The 15012-nt window shown below is 71.2% G+C and carries 13 protein-coding genes; 6 read left to right on the top strand and 7 right to left on the bottom strand.

What is annotated here, in order from left to right:
* Window positions 1-157: 157 nt before the first annotated feature.
* On the bottom strand, window positions 158-1201 hold the full coding sequence (locus tag OHU89_RS34675) for a 3-isopropylmalate dehydrogenase (protein ID WP_405648889.1): 1044 nt from the start codon (window positions 1199-1201) through the stop codon (window positions 158-160).
* A 144-nt stretch (window positions 1202-1345) separates the two neighbouring features.
* On the opposite strand from OHU89_RS34675, the gene OHU89_RS34670 reads away from it, so the two are divergent.
* On the top strand, window positions 1346-2908 hold the full coding sequence (locus tag OHU89_RS34670) for a purple acid phosphatase family protein (protein ID WP_405648886.1): 1563 nt from the start codon (window positions 1346-1348) through the stop codon (window positions 2906-2908).
* Window positions 2909-2960: 52 nt separating this feature from the next.
* Here OHU89_RS34670 and OHU89_RS34665 read toward each other — a convergent pair whose 3' ends face one another.
* Both OHU89_RS34665 and OHU89_RS34660 read right to left on the bottom strand, forming a co-directional pair.
* Window positions 2961-3092 carry a hypothetical protein gene (locus OHU89_RS34665; protein WP_405648884.1) on the bottom strand — a complete coding sequence of 44 codons (132 nt, stop codon included), beginning with the start codon at window positions 3090-3092 and terminating at the stop codon, window positions 2961-2963.
* A 220-nt stretch (window positions 3093-3312) separates the two neighbouring features.
* Entirely contained in the window at window positions 3313-4209 is an 897-nt protein-coding gene (locus OHU89_RS34660; RefSeq protein ID WP_405648882.1) for a LysR family transcriptional regulator, read from the bottom strand.
* Window positions 4210-4313: 104 nt separating this feature from the next.
* On the opposite strand from OHU89_RS34660, the gene OHU89_RS34655 reads away from it, so the two are divergent.
* Window positions 4314-5348 carry an NADP-dependent oxidoreductase gene (locus tag OHU89_RS34655; RefSeq protein ID WP_405648878.1) on the top strand — a complete coding sequence of 345 codons (1035 nt, stop codon included), beginning with the start codon at window positions 4314-4316 and terminating at the stop codon, window positions 5346-5348.
* Between the two features lie 75 nt (window positions 5349-5423).
* On the top strand, window positions 5424-6290 hold the full coding sequence (locus OHU89_RS34650) for an alpha/beta fold hydrolase (protein WP_405648877.1): 867 nt from the start codon (window positions 5424-5426) through the stop codon (window positions 6288-6290).
* Here the strand turns inward: OHU89_RS34650 and OHU89_RS34645 are convergent.
* The 3 genes from OHU89_RS34645 to OHU89_RS34635 all read right to left on the bottom strand — a co-directional run bounded on the left by OHU89_RS34645 (window position 6274) and on the right by OHU89_RS34635 (window position 9804).
* Window positions 6274-7110, bottom strand: coding sequence for an alpha/beta fold hydrolase (locus tag OHU89_RS34645; protein WP_405648875.1), 837 nt, complete (start codon window positions 7108-7110; stop codon window positions 6274-6276). The two genes, OHU89_RS34650 and OHU89_RS34645, sit on opposite strands and share 17 nt — an antisense overlap.
* Before the next feature lie 84 nt (window positions 7111-7194).
* Entirely contained in the window at window positions 7195-8826 is a 1632-nt protein-coding gene (pruA, locus tag OHU89_RS34640) for an L-glutamate gamma-semialdehyde dehydrogenase (protein WP_405648873.1), read from the bottom strand.
* 51 nt (window positions 8827-8877) lie between these two features.
* Complete coding sequence (locus tag OHU89_RS34635; protein WP_405648871.1) at window positions 8878-9804, bottom strand: proline dehydrogenase family protein; 927 nt, start codon at window positions 9802-9804, stop codon at window positions 8878-8880.
* Between the two features lie 127 nt (window positions 9805-9931).
* On the opposite strand from OHU89_RS34635, the gene OHU89_RS34630 reads away from it, so the two are divergent.
* Entirely contained in the window at window positions 9932-11128 is a 1197-nt protein-coding gene (locus tag OHU89_RS34630) for a PucR family transcriptional regulator (RefSeq protein WP_405648869.1), read from the top strand.
* A 78-nt stretch (window positions 11129-11206) separates the two neighbouring features.
* Window positions 11207-11848 (top strand): LysE family translocator, encoded by a 642-nt coding sequence (locus tag OHU89_RS34625; RefSeq protein ID WP_405648867.1) that lies wholly within the window; start codon window positions 11207-11209, stop codon window positions 11846-11848.
* A gap of 463 nt (window positions 11849-12311) precedes the next feature.
* On the opposite strand, the gene OHU89_RS34620 is transcribed toward OHU89_RS34625, so the two are convergent.
* A complete protein-coding gene (locus OHU89_RS34620; RefSeq protein WP_405648865.1) occupies window positions 12312-13721 on the bottom strand; it encodes a PLP-dependent aminotransferase family protein in 1410 nt (469 codons plus the stop codon).
* A 47-nt stretch (window positions 13722-13768) separates the two neighbouring features.
* On the opposite strand from OHU89_RS34620, the gene OHU89_RS34615 reads away from it, so the two are divergent.
* Entirely contained in the window at window positions 13769-14947 is a 1179-nt protein-coding gene (locus OHU89_RS34615; protein WP_405648863.1) for an MFS transporter, read from the top strand.
* Window positions 14948-15012: the final 65 nt, after the last annotated feature.

The following is a 15012-nucleotide window of genomic DNA, read 5'->3' as shown; positions in this document are numbered from 1 at the left end:
AGGCCGTGGACGAAAACAGCGTGAATGCGACCCAGGGGATGATGGTGGCACCCGGCGGGGACATAAGGAAAGCCGCCGGGTACGGATGCGACCCGGCGGCTTCGTGTGGTTCTGGGAGCTGGGGGTCCCCCCACGCCCTTCAGGCAGTGGGGGAGGGTCAGCCGGCTACTCGTACGGCGAGCGCGTCGCCGATCTCGGACGTGCTGCGCGCGGGCTTGCCGGTGCGCTCGGCGAGGTCGACCGAGACCGCCTCGTCGATCCGGGCGGCCTCGCCCTCGTAGCCGAGGTGACGCAGGAGCAGCGCGACGGACAGGACCGTGGCGGTGGGGTCGGCCTTGCCCTGGCCTGCGATGTCGGGGGCCGAGCCATGGACGGGCTCGAACATCGACGGGAACTCGCCGCTGGGGTTGATGTTGCCGCTCGCCGCGACGCCGATGCCGCCGGAGACGGCCGCGGCGAGGTCGGTGATGATGTCGCCGAAGAGGTTGTCGGTGACGATCACGTCGAACCGGGCCGGGTCGGTGACCAGGTAGATCGTGGCCGCGTCGACGTGGATGTAGTCGGTGGTGACCTCGGGGAACTCCTCGGCCACCTTGTTGAAGACGTTCGTCCACAGGTGGCCCGCGAAGGAGAGCACGTTGTTCTTGTGGACCAGCGTGAGCTTCTTGCGGGGGCGGGCCTGGGCGCGGGCGAAGGCGTCGCGGACGACACGCTCGACACCGAAGGCCGTGTTCACGGAGACCTCGGTGGCGACCTCGTGCGGGGTGCCCTTGCGGATGGTGCCGCCGTTGCCGGTGTACGGGCCCTCGGTGCCCTCGCGGACCACGACGAAGTCGATGGCCGGCTCGCCCTTCAGCGGTGTCTCCACACCCGGCAGCAGCTTCGACGGCCGCAGGTTGACGTGGTGGTCGAAGAGGAAGCGGAGCTTGAGCAGGAAGCCGCGCTCCAGGACGCCGGAGGGGACGCTGGGGTCGCCGATGGCACCGAGGAGGATCGCGTCGTGCTGCTTCAGCGCGTCCACGTCGGCGTCGGTGAGGGTCTCACCGGTGGCGTGGTAGCGCTTGGCGCCGAAGTCGTACTCCTTGGTCTCCAGCTTCACATCCTGCGGAAGGACGGCGGAGAGGACCTTCAGGCCTTCGGCCACGACCTCCTGGCCGATGCCGTCACCCGGAATCACTGCGAGATTGATGCTGCGAGACATGCACAGCACCCTACTCCCGCGTCCCATGGGATGACACGACATGTCCGCCATACGGACAGCCACGTACACCTGGGCGTCAGCCCTTCGACTGGCGTTCACCCGTACGTATGGCGGGTGTTGGGATCCGCTGGGAACTTCAGCAGCATGGACCTTCCCGACGTCGGCATCCCGCCGCAGCTCGCGCGCCGGATGAGCATGGCCGAGCAGTACGAGTATCTGCGCACGAAGCTGACCCGGCGCCGCACCCTGGTGACGGCCGGCGCGATGGCGGGCGGCCTGCTGACCGGCGGCTGCGCGGGAGACACGCCCTCACCCTCCTCCCGCAGGACCGCTTCCCCGTCCCCCACCTCCAAGGTGCACGGCTCGGTCGTCGCCCCCTTCGGCCGCCACCTCGCCTTCGGCGCCGACCCGAGGACGCAGATGCGGATCTCCTGGCAGGTCCCGCTCCCGGTGAAGAAGCCGTACGTCCGGATCGGCACCCGCCCCGACGATCTGAGCCGCCGGATCGAGGCCGAGGTCCGCGATCTGCACACCCCGGGCGTCGCGGGCGTCCGCGCGGCCCTCGACCAGTACTACCTGCACGCCGCCCTGGACGGCCTGCGCCCCGGCACCACGTACTACTACGGCGTCGGCCACGACGGACTGGACCCGGCCGCCGCCGCACACCGCTCCACCATCGCGTCCTTCCGCACGGCTCCGGCGAGCCCGGAGAAGTTCGTCTTCACGGCCTTCGGCGACCAGGGCGTCAGCAAGGCCGCGGCCGCGGGCGGCCACGTCCTGCTGCGCCAGAACCCTGCGTTCCATCTCCACGCGGGCGACATCTGCTACGCGAACGTCAACGGCCGGGGCGAGAAGTCGGACGGCTACGACCCCTCGTACTGGGACCTGTTCCTCAAACAGAACGAGGAGGTCACGCGGTCGGTGCCGTGGATGGTGACGACCGGCAACCACGACATGGAGGCCTGGTACTCCCCCGACGGCTACGGCGGCCAGCTCGCTCGCTGGTCCCTGCCGGACAGCGGCTTCGATCCGCGCGCGGCGCCGGGCGTGTACGCGTTCACGTACGGCAACGTCGGCTTCGTGGCGCTGGACGCCAACGACGTGTCGTACGAGATCCCCGCCAACCTCGGCTACACGGGCGGCAAGCAGACGGCGTGGCTGGACGAGAAGCTGGGCGCGCTGCGGGGAACGGTGGACTTCGTCGTCGTCTTCTTCCACCACTGCGCCTACTCGACCTCCTCGCACGCCTCCGACGGCGGGGTGCGCGAGGAGTGGCTGCCGCTGTTCGCGAAGCACCAGGTGGACCTGGTGATCAACGGGCACAACCACGTCTACGAGCGCACCGACGCCATCAAGGGCGACGCGGTCGGCAGGCGGGTGCCGATCGGCGCGTCGACCGACCCGACGCGGGACGGGACCGTGTACGTCACCGCGGGCGGTGGCGGCAAGGACCTGTACGGCTTCCCGGCGGGCGTGAAGGAGAGCTACGAGGGGCACGTGAGCGACCGCGAGTCCGTGGACACCTTCCGGTGGACGAAGTCACGGGCCGCGGACAAGGAGACCGTGGAGTGGTCGCGGGTGCGCTACCGGGGCTTCTCCTTCCTCCAGGTGGAGGCGGAGAGCGGTACGGCGCCGAGGCTCAAGGTGTCGGCGCTGGCGCAGAACGGCGACCGGATCGACCATTTCGAGGTGCGGCGCGGGACGTGAGCCCGCGCCGCACCCCGGCGGGTGCGGCTCCCGGTACTGGGGGTGTGCGGCCTCAGTGGCCGGTCGAGCCGCCGTTGTCACGGCGGTCGAGGGCGCGCTGGAGGGCGGCCGCGGCGTTCTTGCGGTCGGACTCGGTCGTGCGGACGGTGTGACGGACTCGACGGCGGGCGGTCGTCTCGGCCATGAGAAATCGACTCCTTCGAATTCATGGAGTGCAGAAGGGGGTTGCGAGACGCCGGAAGGGGCGGGGAGCGGTGCCGCAGGGGTTGCCTGCATGGGGCCCGGCTCACGACCGCCATTCGCTTGATCGAGCGAGACGTTCGGCTTCTACAAAGCTAAGGGAGGACGCTCGGTCTGTCTCCACAATTACTCGGACTTCCTACTATCTGAGACAGTGCAGTGGGTCACACGGTGCTGACCTGCGGTTTCGCATGGCTGCGCAGCTCGCGGACCAGGGCTCGCACGACGGTGGTGGTGGCGAGTTCGGGTGTGGTGACGTACCCGATCCGACGGGTGGGGCGGTCCGGTCCGAGATCGGTGATCTCCAGGCCGAGCGGTGCCTTGGCGAGGGAGAGCGCGGGCATGATCGCCATGCCGAGACCGCTGCCCACCATCGAGAGCACCGCCCCGTCGTCCTCGGCGCGGACAGTCGCGGTGGGGATCCAGTCCTGGGCCGCCCACCAGGTGCGGGTGTAGGAGGAGCAGTTCTCCCGCCAGTCGACGAGCGGCAGGGTGCGCGGGGCGGGGTGGCCGGCCGGATGGACGAGCGCGTACGGCTCCTCCAGCAGCACGTCCCCGACCAGGTGCGGCGGGATCGGGGAACTGGTGCCGAAGGTGGCGATGCCGAGGTCGGCCCGTCCCTCGGCGACCTCCCCTGCCGTGCCGGGACCGACCTCCCGTACGACGGTGACGGTCGGCTCGATCGCGGGGTGCCGTGCGGTGAGGCGTTCGAGGACGGGGGGCAGGAGGTGGAGGGCGGCGCTGCGGAAGGCGGCGATACGCAGGGGGCCGGCGACGTCCTGGGGCACCGCGGCCCGCGTCTCCCGTACGAGCAGGTCCAGCATCCGCAGGACACGGCGGCCGTGGGCGACGGCCCGCGCACCGGCTGCCGTGGGCCGGGCCCCGTACCGTCCGCGCTCGAACAGCACGACGCCCAGCTTGCGTTCGATGCCGCGTACGGCGTGCGAGACGGCGGACTGACCGGTCCCGAGCCGGACGGCGGCGGCCGAGAAGCCGCCCTCCTCGGCGACCGCGACGAGGGTACGGAGTTCCTGCGGCGCGAGATCGACGGTACTGCTCATTGCGGGTCCCCCACCTGCTGCTATGAGCGAAAGCTCATGGATGTGTCCGTTCCATGAGAGCAACCCTCTGCTGCGGTTCGGCATTCCTCCGTACGGTCCCGTCCATGACCGACACAGCGATCACCGTGCACCAGACCGCCCGCCCGAAGGGCTTCCCCACCCCCGACGACTTCGCCTTCGTGGAGTCCTCCCTGCCCTCCCCCGCCCCCGGCACGGCGCTGGTGGAGAACCTCTACTGGTCGGTCGACCCCTACCACCGCGAAATGATGGACGGCGACTTCGAGTTGAACGCGCCACTGGAGGGCCGCGCCCTGGGCCGGGTCGTGGCCTCGCGGGACCCGGGGCTGCCCGAGGGCGAGATCGTCTTCCACCGGCAGGGCTGGCGCACCCACGCCCTGGTGACCCCGCGGGAGGTCAGACGCCTGCCGCGGTACGAAGGGGTCCCGCTCTCCGCGTACTTGAGCGTGCTGGGCGGCACGGGCCTGACGGCGTACGTCGGTCTCACGCGGATCGCGCGGCTCCGCGAGGGCGACGACGTGTTCGTCTCCGCGGCGGCGGGCGGGGTCGGCACGGCGACGGGCCGCTTCGCGCGGCTGCTGGGCGCGGGCCGGCTGGTGGGCAGCGCGGGCTCGCCGGAGAAGGTCCGCCACCTGACCGAACAGGTCGGCTACGACACGGCGTTCGACTACCACCAGGGCCCGGTCTCGGACCTCCTGGCGAAATCCGCCCCCACCGGCATCGACGTCTTCGTCGACAACGTCGGCGGCGACCACCTGGGCGCGGCGATCGGCGCCCTGCGCGACCACGGCCGCGTGGTCCGCATCGGCACAGTGAGCCAGTACAACACCCCGGACGCGCCCCCGGTCGTCTTCAACCACGCCGACGTGGTGGAGAAGAGCCTGCGCGTCGAGGGCTTCCTGGTCAGCAACTACCGCGACCTCCAGGACGAGCTCTACGACTTCGCCGTACCGCACCTGCTCAGCGGTGCGCTCGCGCTGGACGAGACGGTGGTGGAGGGCTTCGAACGGATCGTGGAGGCGTTCTTGTTGATGCTGGGGGGCGGGAACGTGGGGAAGATCCTGGTGCGTTCCGCATCTCTCAGACCGTCCGGCGCTTGTCAGCGCTCAGCTAACTCCTAAAACATACTTGACCGGTTACAGCGACTCATGGTGAACTTACCTAACCATCAAATAGATATTTAGAGGTTAGAAGCCATGGCGACCGCCCACCGCATCACCACCGTCCGCGGCCTCGACATCCACTACCGCGAGGCCGGTCCCGCCGACGCCCCGGTTCTCCTGCTCCTGCACGGCTTCCCGAGCAGCTCGCACATGTTCCGCGACCTCATCCCGCTCCTCGCCGACCGCTACCGCCTCATCGCCCCGGACCACATCGGCTTCGGCCGCTCGTCGGCTCCGGAGGCCTCCGAGTTCACGTACACGTTCGCCGAACTCGCCGAGATCACCGCCGAGTTCACCGAGCGGCTGGGGCTGAAGGAGTACGCCCTGTACATCCAGGACTACGGCGCCCCGATCGGTCTGCGGCTCGCTCTCGCGCACCCCGAGCGCGTGACGGCGATCGTCACGCAGAACGGCAACGCCTACGAGGAGGGGCTGGGGAAGGAGGCCTGGACTCCCGTGCTCGCGCTCATCGCCGAGAGGACGCCGGAGACCGAGGCACCGGTGCGGGAGATCTCCTCGCCGGACGGCATCAAGTGGCAGTACCTGCACGGGGTTCCGGAGGACCTGCGGCACCTCGTCAGCCCGGACGCGTACGAGCACGACGCAGCCCTCATCGCCCGCCCCGGCCAGTCGGAGATCCAGCTCGACCTGATCTCCGACTACGGCTCCAACTTCGCCCTCTACCCCGCCTTCCACGACTACTTCCGCACCAGCCAGGTCCCCCTGCTGGCCGTCTGGGGCGCCCACGACGAGATCTTCGTCCCGGCCGGCGCCCTCGCCTACCAGCGCGACCTCCCGAAGGCCGAGATCCACCTCCTGCCCACGGGCCACTTCGCCCTGGAGACGCACGCACCCCAGATCGGCGCGCTGATACGGGACTTCCTCAGCCGGACCCTCTGAGCGCCGCCCCCACCGCCTCCCGGAAGCCGTCCGGATCCTCCACCCACGGCGAGTGCCCGGCGCCGGGGAGCACCACCCGCCGCACCCGGGGCAGCGCCCGCTCCAGCGAGTCGACCGCCCAGCGCGGCCGGACGTCCCGCTCACCGTCGACGATCAGCACGGGCACCTCCAGCCCCTGGCAGGCGGCGTACAGTTCCGGGCCGCCCCAGGTCTGTTTCGTCTCCGTGCCCAGCGCCGCGTTGCACTCGAAGTTGATCTCGAACCAGGGGTCCGCCATCCGACCGGCATGCTCCAGCGCCCGCTCCCGGTCCTCGAAGTCGACCGACCACTGCAGCACCGCCCGCTCACGGTCGCCGTCCGTCAACTCCTGCCACCGGGCGAACCGTTCGGGCACCTCACCCAGCCTCGCGCGGAAGTTCTCCTGGAAGGGCCCGCGCCAGGTGGACACCGGGTCGATGCCCGTGCCGCCCACGTACACGAGGCCCCCGACGCGCTCGGGGTGGGCCAGCGCATAGCTCAGCGCCAGCTGGGCGCCCCAGGAGTGGCCGAGCAGCACGGGCCGATCGAGCGCGAAGTGCTGTCGTACGGCGTCCAGATCCGCCACGAACCGGTCGGTCGTCCACGGCCCCGCGCCCCGCTCGGAACGCCCGCACCCGCGCTGGTCCCAGCGGACCACGGTCGCCCGGTCCTCCAGCATGGCGGCCACGTCCTCGAACATGTCCCACAGTCCGGGGCCGCCGTGACACAGCACCAGGGCCTCGGCGCCCTGCCCCTGCCGCGAGGCCCACAGCCGCACACCGTCGTCAGTCGTCACCGTCATGACCCCGAGTCTGCGCCACGAGTCCACCCACAGACGGCGAAGGGCCGGGCAACAGCCCGGCCCTTCAAGCTCTCTGACCTACCGTCAGCCCATGTGCGGGTACGGGTAGTCGGTCGGCGGGACCAGCGTCTCCTTGATGGCGCGGGTCAGGGTCCAGCGCATCAGGTTCTGCGGGGCGCCGGCCTTGTCGTTGGTGCCGGAGGCACGGCCGCCGCCGAAGGGCTGCTGGCCGACGACGGCGCCGGTGGACTTGTCGTTGATGTAGAAGTTGCCGGCCGCGTAGCGCAGCTTGTCCATCGTGTACGCCGCCGCCGCGCGGTCGCCCGCGATGACCGAGCCGGTCAGGGCGTAGTCGGAGACCGACTCCATCTGGGCCAGCATCTCGTCGTACCGGTCGTCCTCGTAGACGTGCACGGCGAGGAAGGGGCCGAAGTACTCGGTGGTGAAGACCTCGTTCTCGGGGTCCGAACACTCGACGACGGTCGGGCGGACGAAGTAGCCGACCGAGTCGTCGTAGGAACCGCCCGCGACGATCGTGCAGTCGGGGTCGGACTTCGCGCGGTCGATGGCGGCCTTGTTCTTGGCGAAGGCGCGCTCGTCGATGACGGCGCCGATGAAGTTGGAGAGGTCGGTGACATCACCCATGGTGAGGTAGTCGACCTCGGCCGCGAACTCCTCCTTGAAGCCGCTGTTCCAGATCGACGCCGGGATGTAGGCCCGGGAGGTCGCGCTGCACTTCTGGCCCTGGTACTCGAAGGCACCGCGGGTCAGTGCGGTCTTGAGGATCGCCTTGTCGGCGCTCGGGTGGGCGACGACGAAGTCCTTGCCGCCGGTCTCGCCGACCAGACGCGGGTAGGTGCGGTACTTCTCGATGTTGGCGCCGACCGTCTTCCACAGGTGCTGGAAGGTCTTGGTGGAACCGGTGAAGTGGATGCCGGCGAGGTCGCGGTGCTCGAGGGCGACCTTGGAGACCTCGATGCCGTCGCCGGTGACGAGGTTGATGACGCCCTTGGGCAGCCCGGCCTCCTCGAGGAGCTGCATGAGCAGCACGGCGGCGTGGGTCTGGGTCGGGGACGGCTTCCAGACGACGACGTTGCCCATGAGCGCCGGGGCCGTCGGCAGGTTGCCCGCGATCGCCGTGAAGTTGAAGGGCGTGATCGCGTAGACGAAGCCTTCGAGCGGGCGGTGGTCGAGGCGGTTCCAGACGCCCGGGGAGTTGGCCGGGGGCTGCTCGGCGAGCAGGTCGCGGGCGTACTTGACGTTGAAGCGCCAGAAGTCGACGAGCTCGCAGGGGGTGTCGATCTCGGCCTGCTGGGCGGTCTTCGACTGGCCGAGCATGGTGGAGGCGGCGAGGGTCTCGCGCCAGGGGCCGGCGAGGAGTTCGGCGGCGCGCAGGATGATCGCGGCGCGGTCGTCGAAGGCCATCGCACGCCAGGCGGGCGCGGCGGCGAGGGCCGCGTCGATCGCGTCCTGCGCGTCCTGCTGGGTGGCGTTGCGGTACGTGCCCAGAACGGCCTTGTGGTTGTGCGGCTGCACGACCTGGAAGGCGTCGCCGCCGCCGAGCCGCTTCTCGCCGCCGATGGTCATCGGCAGGTCGATCGGGTTCTCGGCCAGCTCCTTCAGCTTGACCTCGAGACGGGCGCGCTCGGGCGAGCCGGGGGCGTAGCCGTGCACCGGCTCGTTGACGGGGGTGGGGACCTGGGTCACAGCGTCCATGAGATCCGTAACTCCTTGTTCTGAGCGGGTGTTGCGAGCGGGTGTGCGGGCTCAGCCCTTGCTGATCATGCTGCGGACGAAGAAGCGCAGGTTCGCCGGCTTCTCCGCGAGGCGGCGCATGAAGTAGCCGTACCAGTCGGTGCCGTAGGCCGTGTAGACGCGCATGCGGTGGCCCTCGGCGGCGAGGCGCAGATGTTCGTCGCCGCGGATGCCGTAGAGCATCTGGAACTCGTACTCGTCGAGCTTGCGGCCGGCCTGGTGGGCCAGCTCCTGTGCGATGGAGATCAGGCGCGGGTCGTGGGACCCGATCATCGGGTACCCCTCGCCCTCCATCAGGACCTTGAGGATGCGGACGTACGCCTTGTCGATCTCGTGCTTCTGCTGGTACGCGACCTCGGCGGGCTCCTTGTAGGCGCCCTTCACGAGCCGCACCCGGCTGCCGCTCTCGGCGAGGCGGCGGGCGTCGTTCTCGGTGCGGAAGAGGTAGGCCTGGATGACACAGCCCGTCTGCGGGAAGTCCTTCCGCAGCTCCTCGTGGATGGCGAACATCGAGTCGAGGGTGGTGTGGTCCTCGGCGTCCAGCGTCACGGTCGTGCCGATGGCGCCGGCGGCCTCGACGACCGGTCGGACATTGGCGAGGGCCAGCTCGTGGCCGCCCGGCAGCGCCTGTCCGAACATCGACAGCTTCACGGACATCTCGGCGCGGGTGCCGAGGTCCAGCTCCTTGAGCCGGTCGACGAGCCGGAGGTACGCGTCCCGGGCGGCTTCGGCCTGCCCGGGGGTGGTGATGTCCTCGCCGACGACGTCCATCGTCAGCTCCAGGCCCCGGTCCGTGAGGTCCCTGATGATCGGCACGATCTCGTCGACCGTCTCGCCGGGGATGAAGCGGTCGACGACCTGCTTGGTCACCGGCGCCGCCGAGATCAGGCGTCGCATCCGGTCGCTGCGCGACGCGGCAAGAATCACGGGACCCAGCACGGGGCACCTCCACAAACCAGCAGATAGAACCACCGTGAAACCTAAGGATCCCTCCGATCGTCGGCCATCGACAGCTGTCACGCATCCGTGCCGCAGATCTCAGACAGATGTATGAAGGGCCGGGATTGTGCGGGAGAATGCCCGAGTGACAGCCGATGCCGCGTCGTCCAGCCGTGCCGGTGACTACCAGGAGCTGGTCGACGAGATCTCCGAGCTTCTCGGGGTGCCCGCGACCCTGGAGAGCCGCGACTTCGAGCTGATCGCCTTCGGGGCGTACGACAGTGAGGGCGACCTCGATCCGTCGGCGCTGGACCCGGTGCGTGCCCGCTCGATCCTGACCCGCCGCTCGACGGCCACGGTCCGGACCTGGTTCGAGGGCTTCGGCATCACGCGCGCGACCGGTCCCGTCCGGATCCCGCCGACGCCCGAGGCGGGGGTGTACCGCGGACGGATCTGTCTTCCCGTGCGCCATCGGGGTGTCGTCCTGGGATACGTCTGGCTGCTGGAGTCCGACCCGGGGCCCACCGAGGCCCAGCTGGCCGCCGCCATGGACGTGACGGCCCGGATCGGCGCGCTGCTCGCGGACGAGGCGCAGCACGGGGCGGATCTCAGCCGGGAGCTGCGGGCGGCGCTGACCGCCGAGCGGGGCTGGCAGGGGGACATGGCGGTGGCGGCGCTCCGTACGGCGCTCGGCCCACGCGGCGACGGTCCGCACGCGGTGGTGTGTGTCGCGCCGTGGCCGTCCGCCGACCCGGACGACGCGCCGTCCGCGCGTACGGTGCCGCACACGACGGCCCTGTGCACGGTTCCGTGGGGCACGACCGCGCAGAGCCTCGCGATCCTCGTCCGGCTGCGGTCGCCCGAGGTGCGGACGCCGGCGCTCGCGGCGGCGCAGAGGCTGCTGGGGGAAGGCGCCCGGGCGGCCGGCGTGGGCGAGCCCCGGACCGGTCTCGGCGACCTGGCGACGTCCTGGCAGGAGGCCTCGTCGGCGGCTCGGGCGGCCCTCGCGGAGCCGGCGCTCGGCCCGGTCGCGGAGTGGTCGCGCATCGGCCCGTACCGGCTGCTGACCTCGCTCCCCGCGGAGACGGCCCACGACCCCGCCGTACGGCCCCTGCTCTCCCCCGCCCACCGTGAACTCGCGCGCACCGCCGAGATCTACCTCGACTGCGCGGGCCAGGCGGGTCGCACGGCCGCCGAACTGGGCATCCACCGCCAGACCCTGTACTACCGCCTGTCCCGGGTGGAACAGCTGACGGGCCTGGACCTGGACGACGGCGAGGACCGGCTGCTGCTGCACATGGCACTGAAGGGCGCACGACTCTAGAGCTCTTTTGACGTCCCCCTGCCCGGATCCGGGCAGAAAGAAGGGGAAGTCGACACCTTCCGCCTCTACAGTGCTCGCATGATCGCTGCCTCCGCGCTGGGCTCCTTCGCACTGATCGTGGGCCTGTTGACCCTCACTCCGGGTATCGACACCGCCCTCGTACTCCGCACCGCCGTCACCGGGCGCCGCACGCGCGCGTGGGGCGTCGTCCTCGGCATCCAGACCGGCACCCTCGTCTGGGGCGTGCTCGGCGCGCTCGGCGTCACCGCCGTCCTGACCGCGTCCCACCTCGCCTACACGGCCCTGCGCTGGGCTGGTGCCGCGTACCTGGTCTGGATGGGCGCCCGCATGGTGTGGGCGACGCTGCGGCGGCGGGGCGGGGACGCCGGGCCCGCGGAGGAGGCGGACACCGCGGGCGGCTTCTGGAGCGGCTGGCGCAAGGGCGCCCTGACGAACCTGCTCAACCCGAAGGTGGGCGCCTTCTACATGGCGGTCCTGCCGCAGTTCGTCCCGGAGGGCGGCGCGACGGCGCACCTGGTGGTCGGCACCCTGCTGGCGGGCGTGCACATCGGGCTCGGGGTGATCTGGTCGGGTGTCCTGATCCTCTTCGCCCGCACCCTGCGCGACACGCTCCGCCGCCCGTCCGCCCGCCGCGTCCTGGACCGCGTCACCGGCACGGTCATCGCTGCCTTCGGGGCACGCCTCGCCTTCGGGGAGTGACCCCGCGCCCCTGCCGCTGATCGGGTTTACGCCCCCGCCGCCCTTACCCGTTCCCATTCCCAGGGGCTGCCGCCCCTTCGACCCCGCCCCAGGGGGGCTCCGCCCCCTGGACCCCCATCGGCCCGAAGGGCCTCGTCCTCAAACGCCGGACGGGCTGAAGGATCCGGGCCGGCATCGAGAGGCGAGGCCGCCTGCGGGTGGGTGGGGGATCGGGGCGGCCAACCCACGTCCCCGAACGCCGAACGGGCTGGAAGACACGGGCCGGCATCGAGAGCCGCGGCCACAAGAAACGCCCACCAGAGACCTTCGAGGCGGCGGCCGCGGCCGGAGCCCCGCTGCGCCGACGCGCGCAGTGTGTGGGTGTCGGGAGGGCGATTGTGGGGCGAGGCGGGGTACCGGCCCACCCGTGTCGCAGCGGACGCCGCCGCCGCGATCCGAGTCGGCATCCGCAAGGAGCGGTGACTCAGCCAGCGCCGAGAAGATCCGCCACCGCCGCCACCCCCTCCGCGATCGCACGTTCCGTCACATTGCCGAACCCCAGGACGAGTTGAGGTGGCTCGACGTCCTCCGACGTGCGGCACGCGCTCATGCCGTACAGGCCGACCCCGCGGGTGCGGGCCGCGCCGACGAGGGTGTGTTCGTCCGCCGTCGCGGGCAGATGGGCCACCGCGTGGAACCCCGCCGCCAGTCCGGACAGCCGCACCGCCGGGGCGTGCGCGGCCAGGGTGTCGACCAGGGTGGTTCGGCGGGTGGCGTACCTCGTGCGCATGCGGCGCAGATGGCGGTCGTAGCGGCCGGACTCGATCAGGCGGGCGAGGGCGAGTTGGTCGAGGGTGGGTGAGCCGCGGTCGGTGACGCGTTTGAGGTCGGTGACCAGGTCGACCAGGGCCGGCGGGCACAGCAGCCAGCCCAGCCGCAGGGCGGGGGCCAGTGACTTGCTGACCGTACCGATGGAGATCACCCTGTCGGCCGCCAACCCCTGGAGTGCACCGACCGGTTCGCGGTCGTAGCGGAACTCGGCGTCGTAGTCGTCCTCGATGACGTACCCGTCCTGGCGCACGGCCCAGTCGATCAGCGCATGGCGGCGGTCGGGCGCCAGCACGACTCCCGTCGGCCACTGGTGGGCCGGGGTGACGATCACGGCCCAGGCGCCGGTGGCCGCCAACTCCCCTACGTCCAGACCCTCTTCGTCGACCGGAACCGGTACGGCCGTCAGTCCCGCCGCCTCGGCGGCCGCCCGCGCGGTGGCCGGGCCCCCCGGGTCCTCGTACGCCACGACCCGCACACCCCTGCGGGCGAGGGCGCCCAGGGCGAGGCTCAGCCCCTGTGCGTAACCCGAGCAGACCACGGTCCGGGCGGGTTCGGCGGCGGCGCCGCGCACCCGGCGCAGATATCCGGCGACGACCTCGCGCAGGGCCGAACTCCCGCGCGGATCGCCGTAGTCGAGGTCGGCGGTGGGCATGTGCCGGGCCGCTTCCCTGGTGGCCCAGAGCCAGTCGGCGAGCGGGAAGGAGGTCAGGTCCGGCACCCCGTGGCGGAAGTCGGCGATCAGCCGGAGGTGGGGGCCGGGCGGGGGTGCCGGGGCGGGTTCCGACGACTGGGCGCAGGCCGCCACGCGGGTGGCCGAGCCGACGCGGGTCACGAGGTAGCCCTCGGCCTGGAGTTGGGCGTAGCAGTCCTGGACGAGGCCACGGGACAGACCGAGCTTGCGCGCGAGTTCCCGGGAGGACGGGAGGCGTTCACCGGCCTGGAGCCGCCCGGTGCGGATCGCGTCCCGCAGCTGCCCCTCCACCTGCGCGGACAGCCGCTGCGCACTGCCCCGGTCGACGGTCAGAAGCAGCTCTGGCGACAGACCGGCCCACTGCACTGGCATGGAATTGGAGCTTAGCGGAGGGCCGGTGCGAACCTACCGTCTTCGGTATGACGACTTCGGCCAAGCACCCTGCGCGGACGACGGGTTCGCGTCCGCCCCTGCTCACCCGGCCTCTGCTGCTGCGCTTCGTGAGCCTGATCGGGGCGACCGTCAGCTTCTTCCTGCTGCTGTCGGTCGTACCCGCCTACGCGGCCGAGTCGGGCGGCGGGGGTGCGGCGGGCCTCGCCACCGGTGCCCTCATGCTCTCCACGGTCCTCGGTGAACTGGTCACTCCCCGGCTGGTCGCACGTTTCGGCTACCGGGTGGTCCTGATCGCCGGGCTGTTCCTGCTCGGCGCCCCGGCCCTGGTGCTGACGGCCTCCCGGGACATCGTGTGGATCGTGGCCGTGTGTCTGGTGCGCGGACTGGGCTTCGCGCTCACCATCGTCGCGGGCGGCGCCCTGACCGCGACGCTGATCCCGGCCGAGCGCCGGGGCGAGGGCCTCGCCGTGGTGGGCGTGGTGTCCGGTGTGCCGTCGCTGGTCGCGCTGCCGCTCGGGCTGTGGCTGGCGGAGCACGCGGGATACGGGACCGTCGCGGCCGTCGGCGGCGGTGCCGCACTCGCCGCGATCGTCTCGGTGTTCGGCCTGCCGGACCCTGGCGCGAGCGCCGAGCGGCCGGTCGGTGTGGTCCGCGGGCTGCGCACCGGCGCCCTGCTGCGCCCCGTCCTCATCTTCGGCGCCACCGCGACGGCCGCCGGAATCCTGGTCACCTTCCTGCCGTTGGCGGCCGGTTCGATGTCCTCCGCGGTGATCGCGGCGGCCCTGTTCGCCCAGCCCGCGGCCGCGACCGTCACCCGCTGGCTGGCGGGACGGCACGGCGACCGGCACGGCAGCGCCGGGCTCGTCCTGCCCGGCCTGCTCCTGTCGGCGGCGGGCGTGCTGGTCACCGCCGCGACCGGCAGCCCGGTCGCCGTCGTCGCGGGCTCGGCGCTGTTCGGGGCCGGCTTCGGCATCGCCCAGAACGCCACCCTGACCCTCATGTACGCCCGGGTCTCCGCCTCTTCGTACGGGACGGTCAGCGCGCTGTGGAATCTCGCCTACGACGGTGGCATGGGCGTCGGCGCGGCGTGCTTCGGTGTCCTCGCCGGACTGACCGGCTATCCGTGGGCGTTCGCGGCGACGGCCGCACTGATGCTGATCGCGCTGGTCCCGGCGCTGCGCGATCTCCGTCACACCGATTACTGAAAACGATTGTCATCGTGCTAGCGTCGGCGCACTCACCCTTGACCACCCCTTTACCCGGAGGGTTC

This window comes from Streptomyces sp. NBC_00019 (genome assembly GCF_045041015.1).
GTDB lineage: Bacteria > Actinomycetota > Actinomycetes > Streptomycetales > Streptomycetaceae > Streptomyces.
Note: the sequence above shows the minus strand (reverse complement) of the source record. Positions and strands in the feature narration are given on the sequence as shown.

What these genes read in the sequence shown, in the direction of transcription:
- OHU89_RS34675 (WP_405648889.1), bottom strand. Translation starts at nt 1,201, where the DNA reads ATGTCTCGCAGCATCAATCTCGCAGTGATTCCGGGTGACGGCATCGGC.
- OHU89_RS34670 (WP_405648886.1), top strand. Translation starts at nt 1,346, where the DNA reads ATGGACCTTCCCGACGTCGGCATCCCGCCGCAGCTCGCGCGCCGGATG.
- OHU89_RS34665 (WP_405648884.1), bottom strand. Translation starts at nt 3,092, where the DNA reads ATGGCCGAGACGACCGCCCGCCGTCGAGTCCGTCACACCGTCCGCACG.
- OHU89_RS34660 (WP_405648882.1), bottom strand. Translation starts at nt 4,209, where the DNA reads ATGAGCAGTACCGTCGATCTCGCGCCGCAGGAACTCCGTACCCTCGTC.
- OHU89_RS34655 (WP_405648878.1), top strand. Translation starts at nt 4,314, where the DNA reads ATGACCGACACAGCGATCACCGTGCACCAGACCGCCCGCCCGAAGGGC.
- OHU89_RS34650 (WP_405648877.1), top strand. Translation starts at nt 5,424, where the DNA reads ATGGCGACCGCCCACCGCATCACCACCGTCCGCGGCCTCGACATCCAC.
- OHU89_RS34645 (WP_405648875.1), bottom strand. Translation starts at nt 7,110, where the DNA reads ATGACGGTGACGACTGACGACGGTGTGCGGCTGTGGGCCTCGCGGCAG.
- pruA (WP_405648873.1), bottom strand. Translation starts at nt 8,826, where the DNA reads ATGGACGCTGTGACCCAGGTCCCCACCCCCGTCAACGAGCCGGTGCAC.
- OHU89_RS34625 (WP_405648867.1), top strand. Translation starts at nt 11,207, where the DNA reads ATGATCGCTGCCTCCGCGCTGGGCTCCTTCGCACTGATCGTGGGCCTG.
- OHU89_RS34620 (WP_405648865.1), bottom strand. Translation starts at nt 13,721, where the DNA reads ATGCCAGTGCAGTGGGCCGGTCTGTCGCCAGAGCTGCTTCTGACCGTC.
- OHU89_RS34615 (WP_405648863.1), top strand. Translation starts at nt 13,769, where the DNA reads ATGACGACTTCGGCCAAGCACCCTGCGCGGACGACGGGTTCGCGTCCG.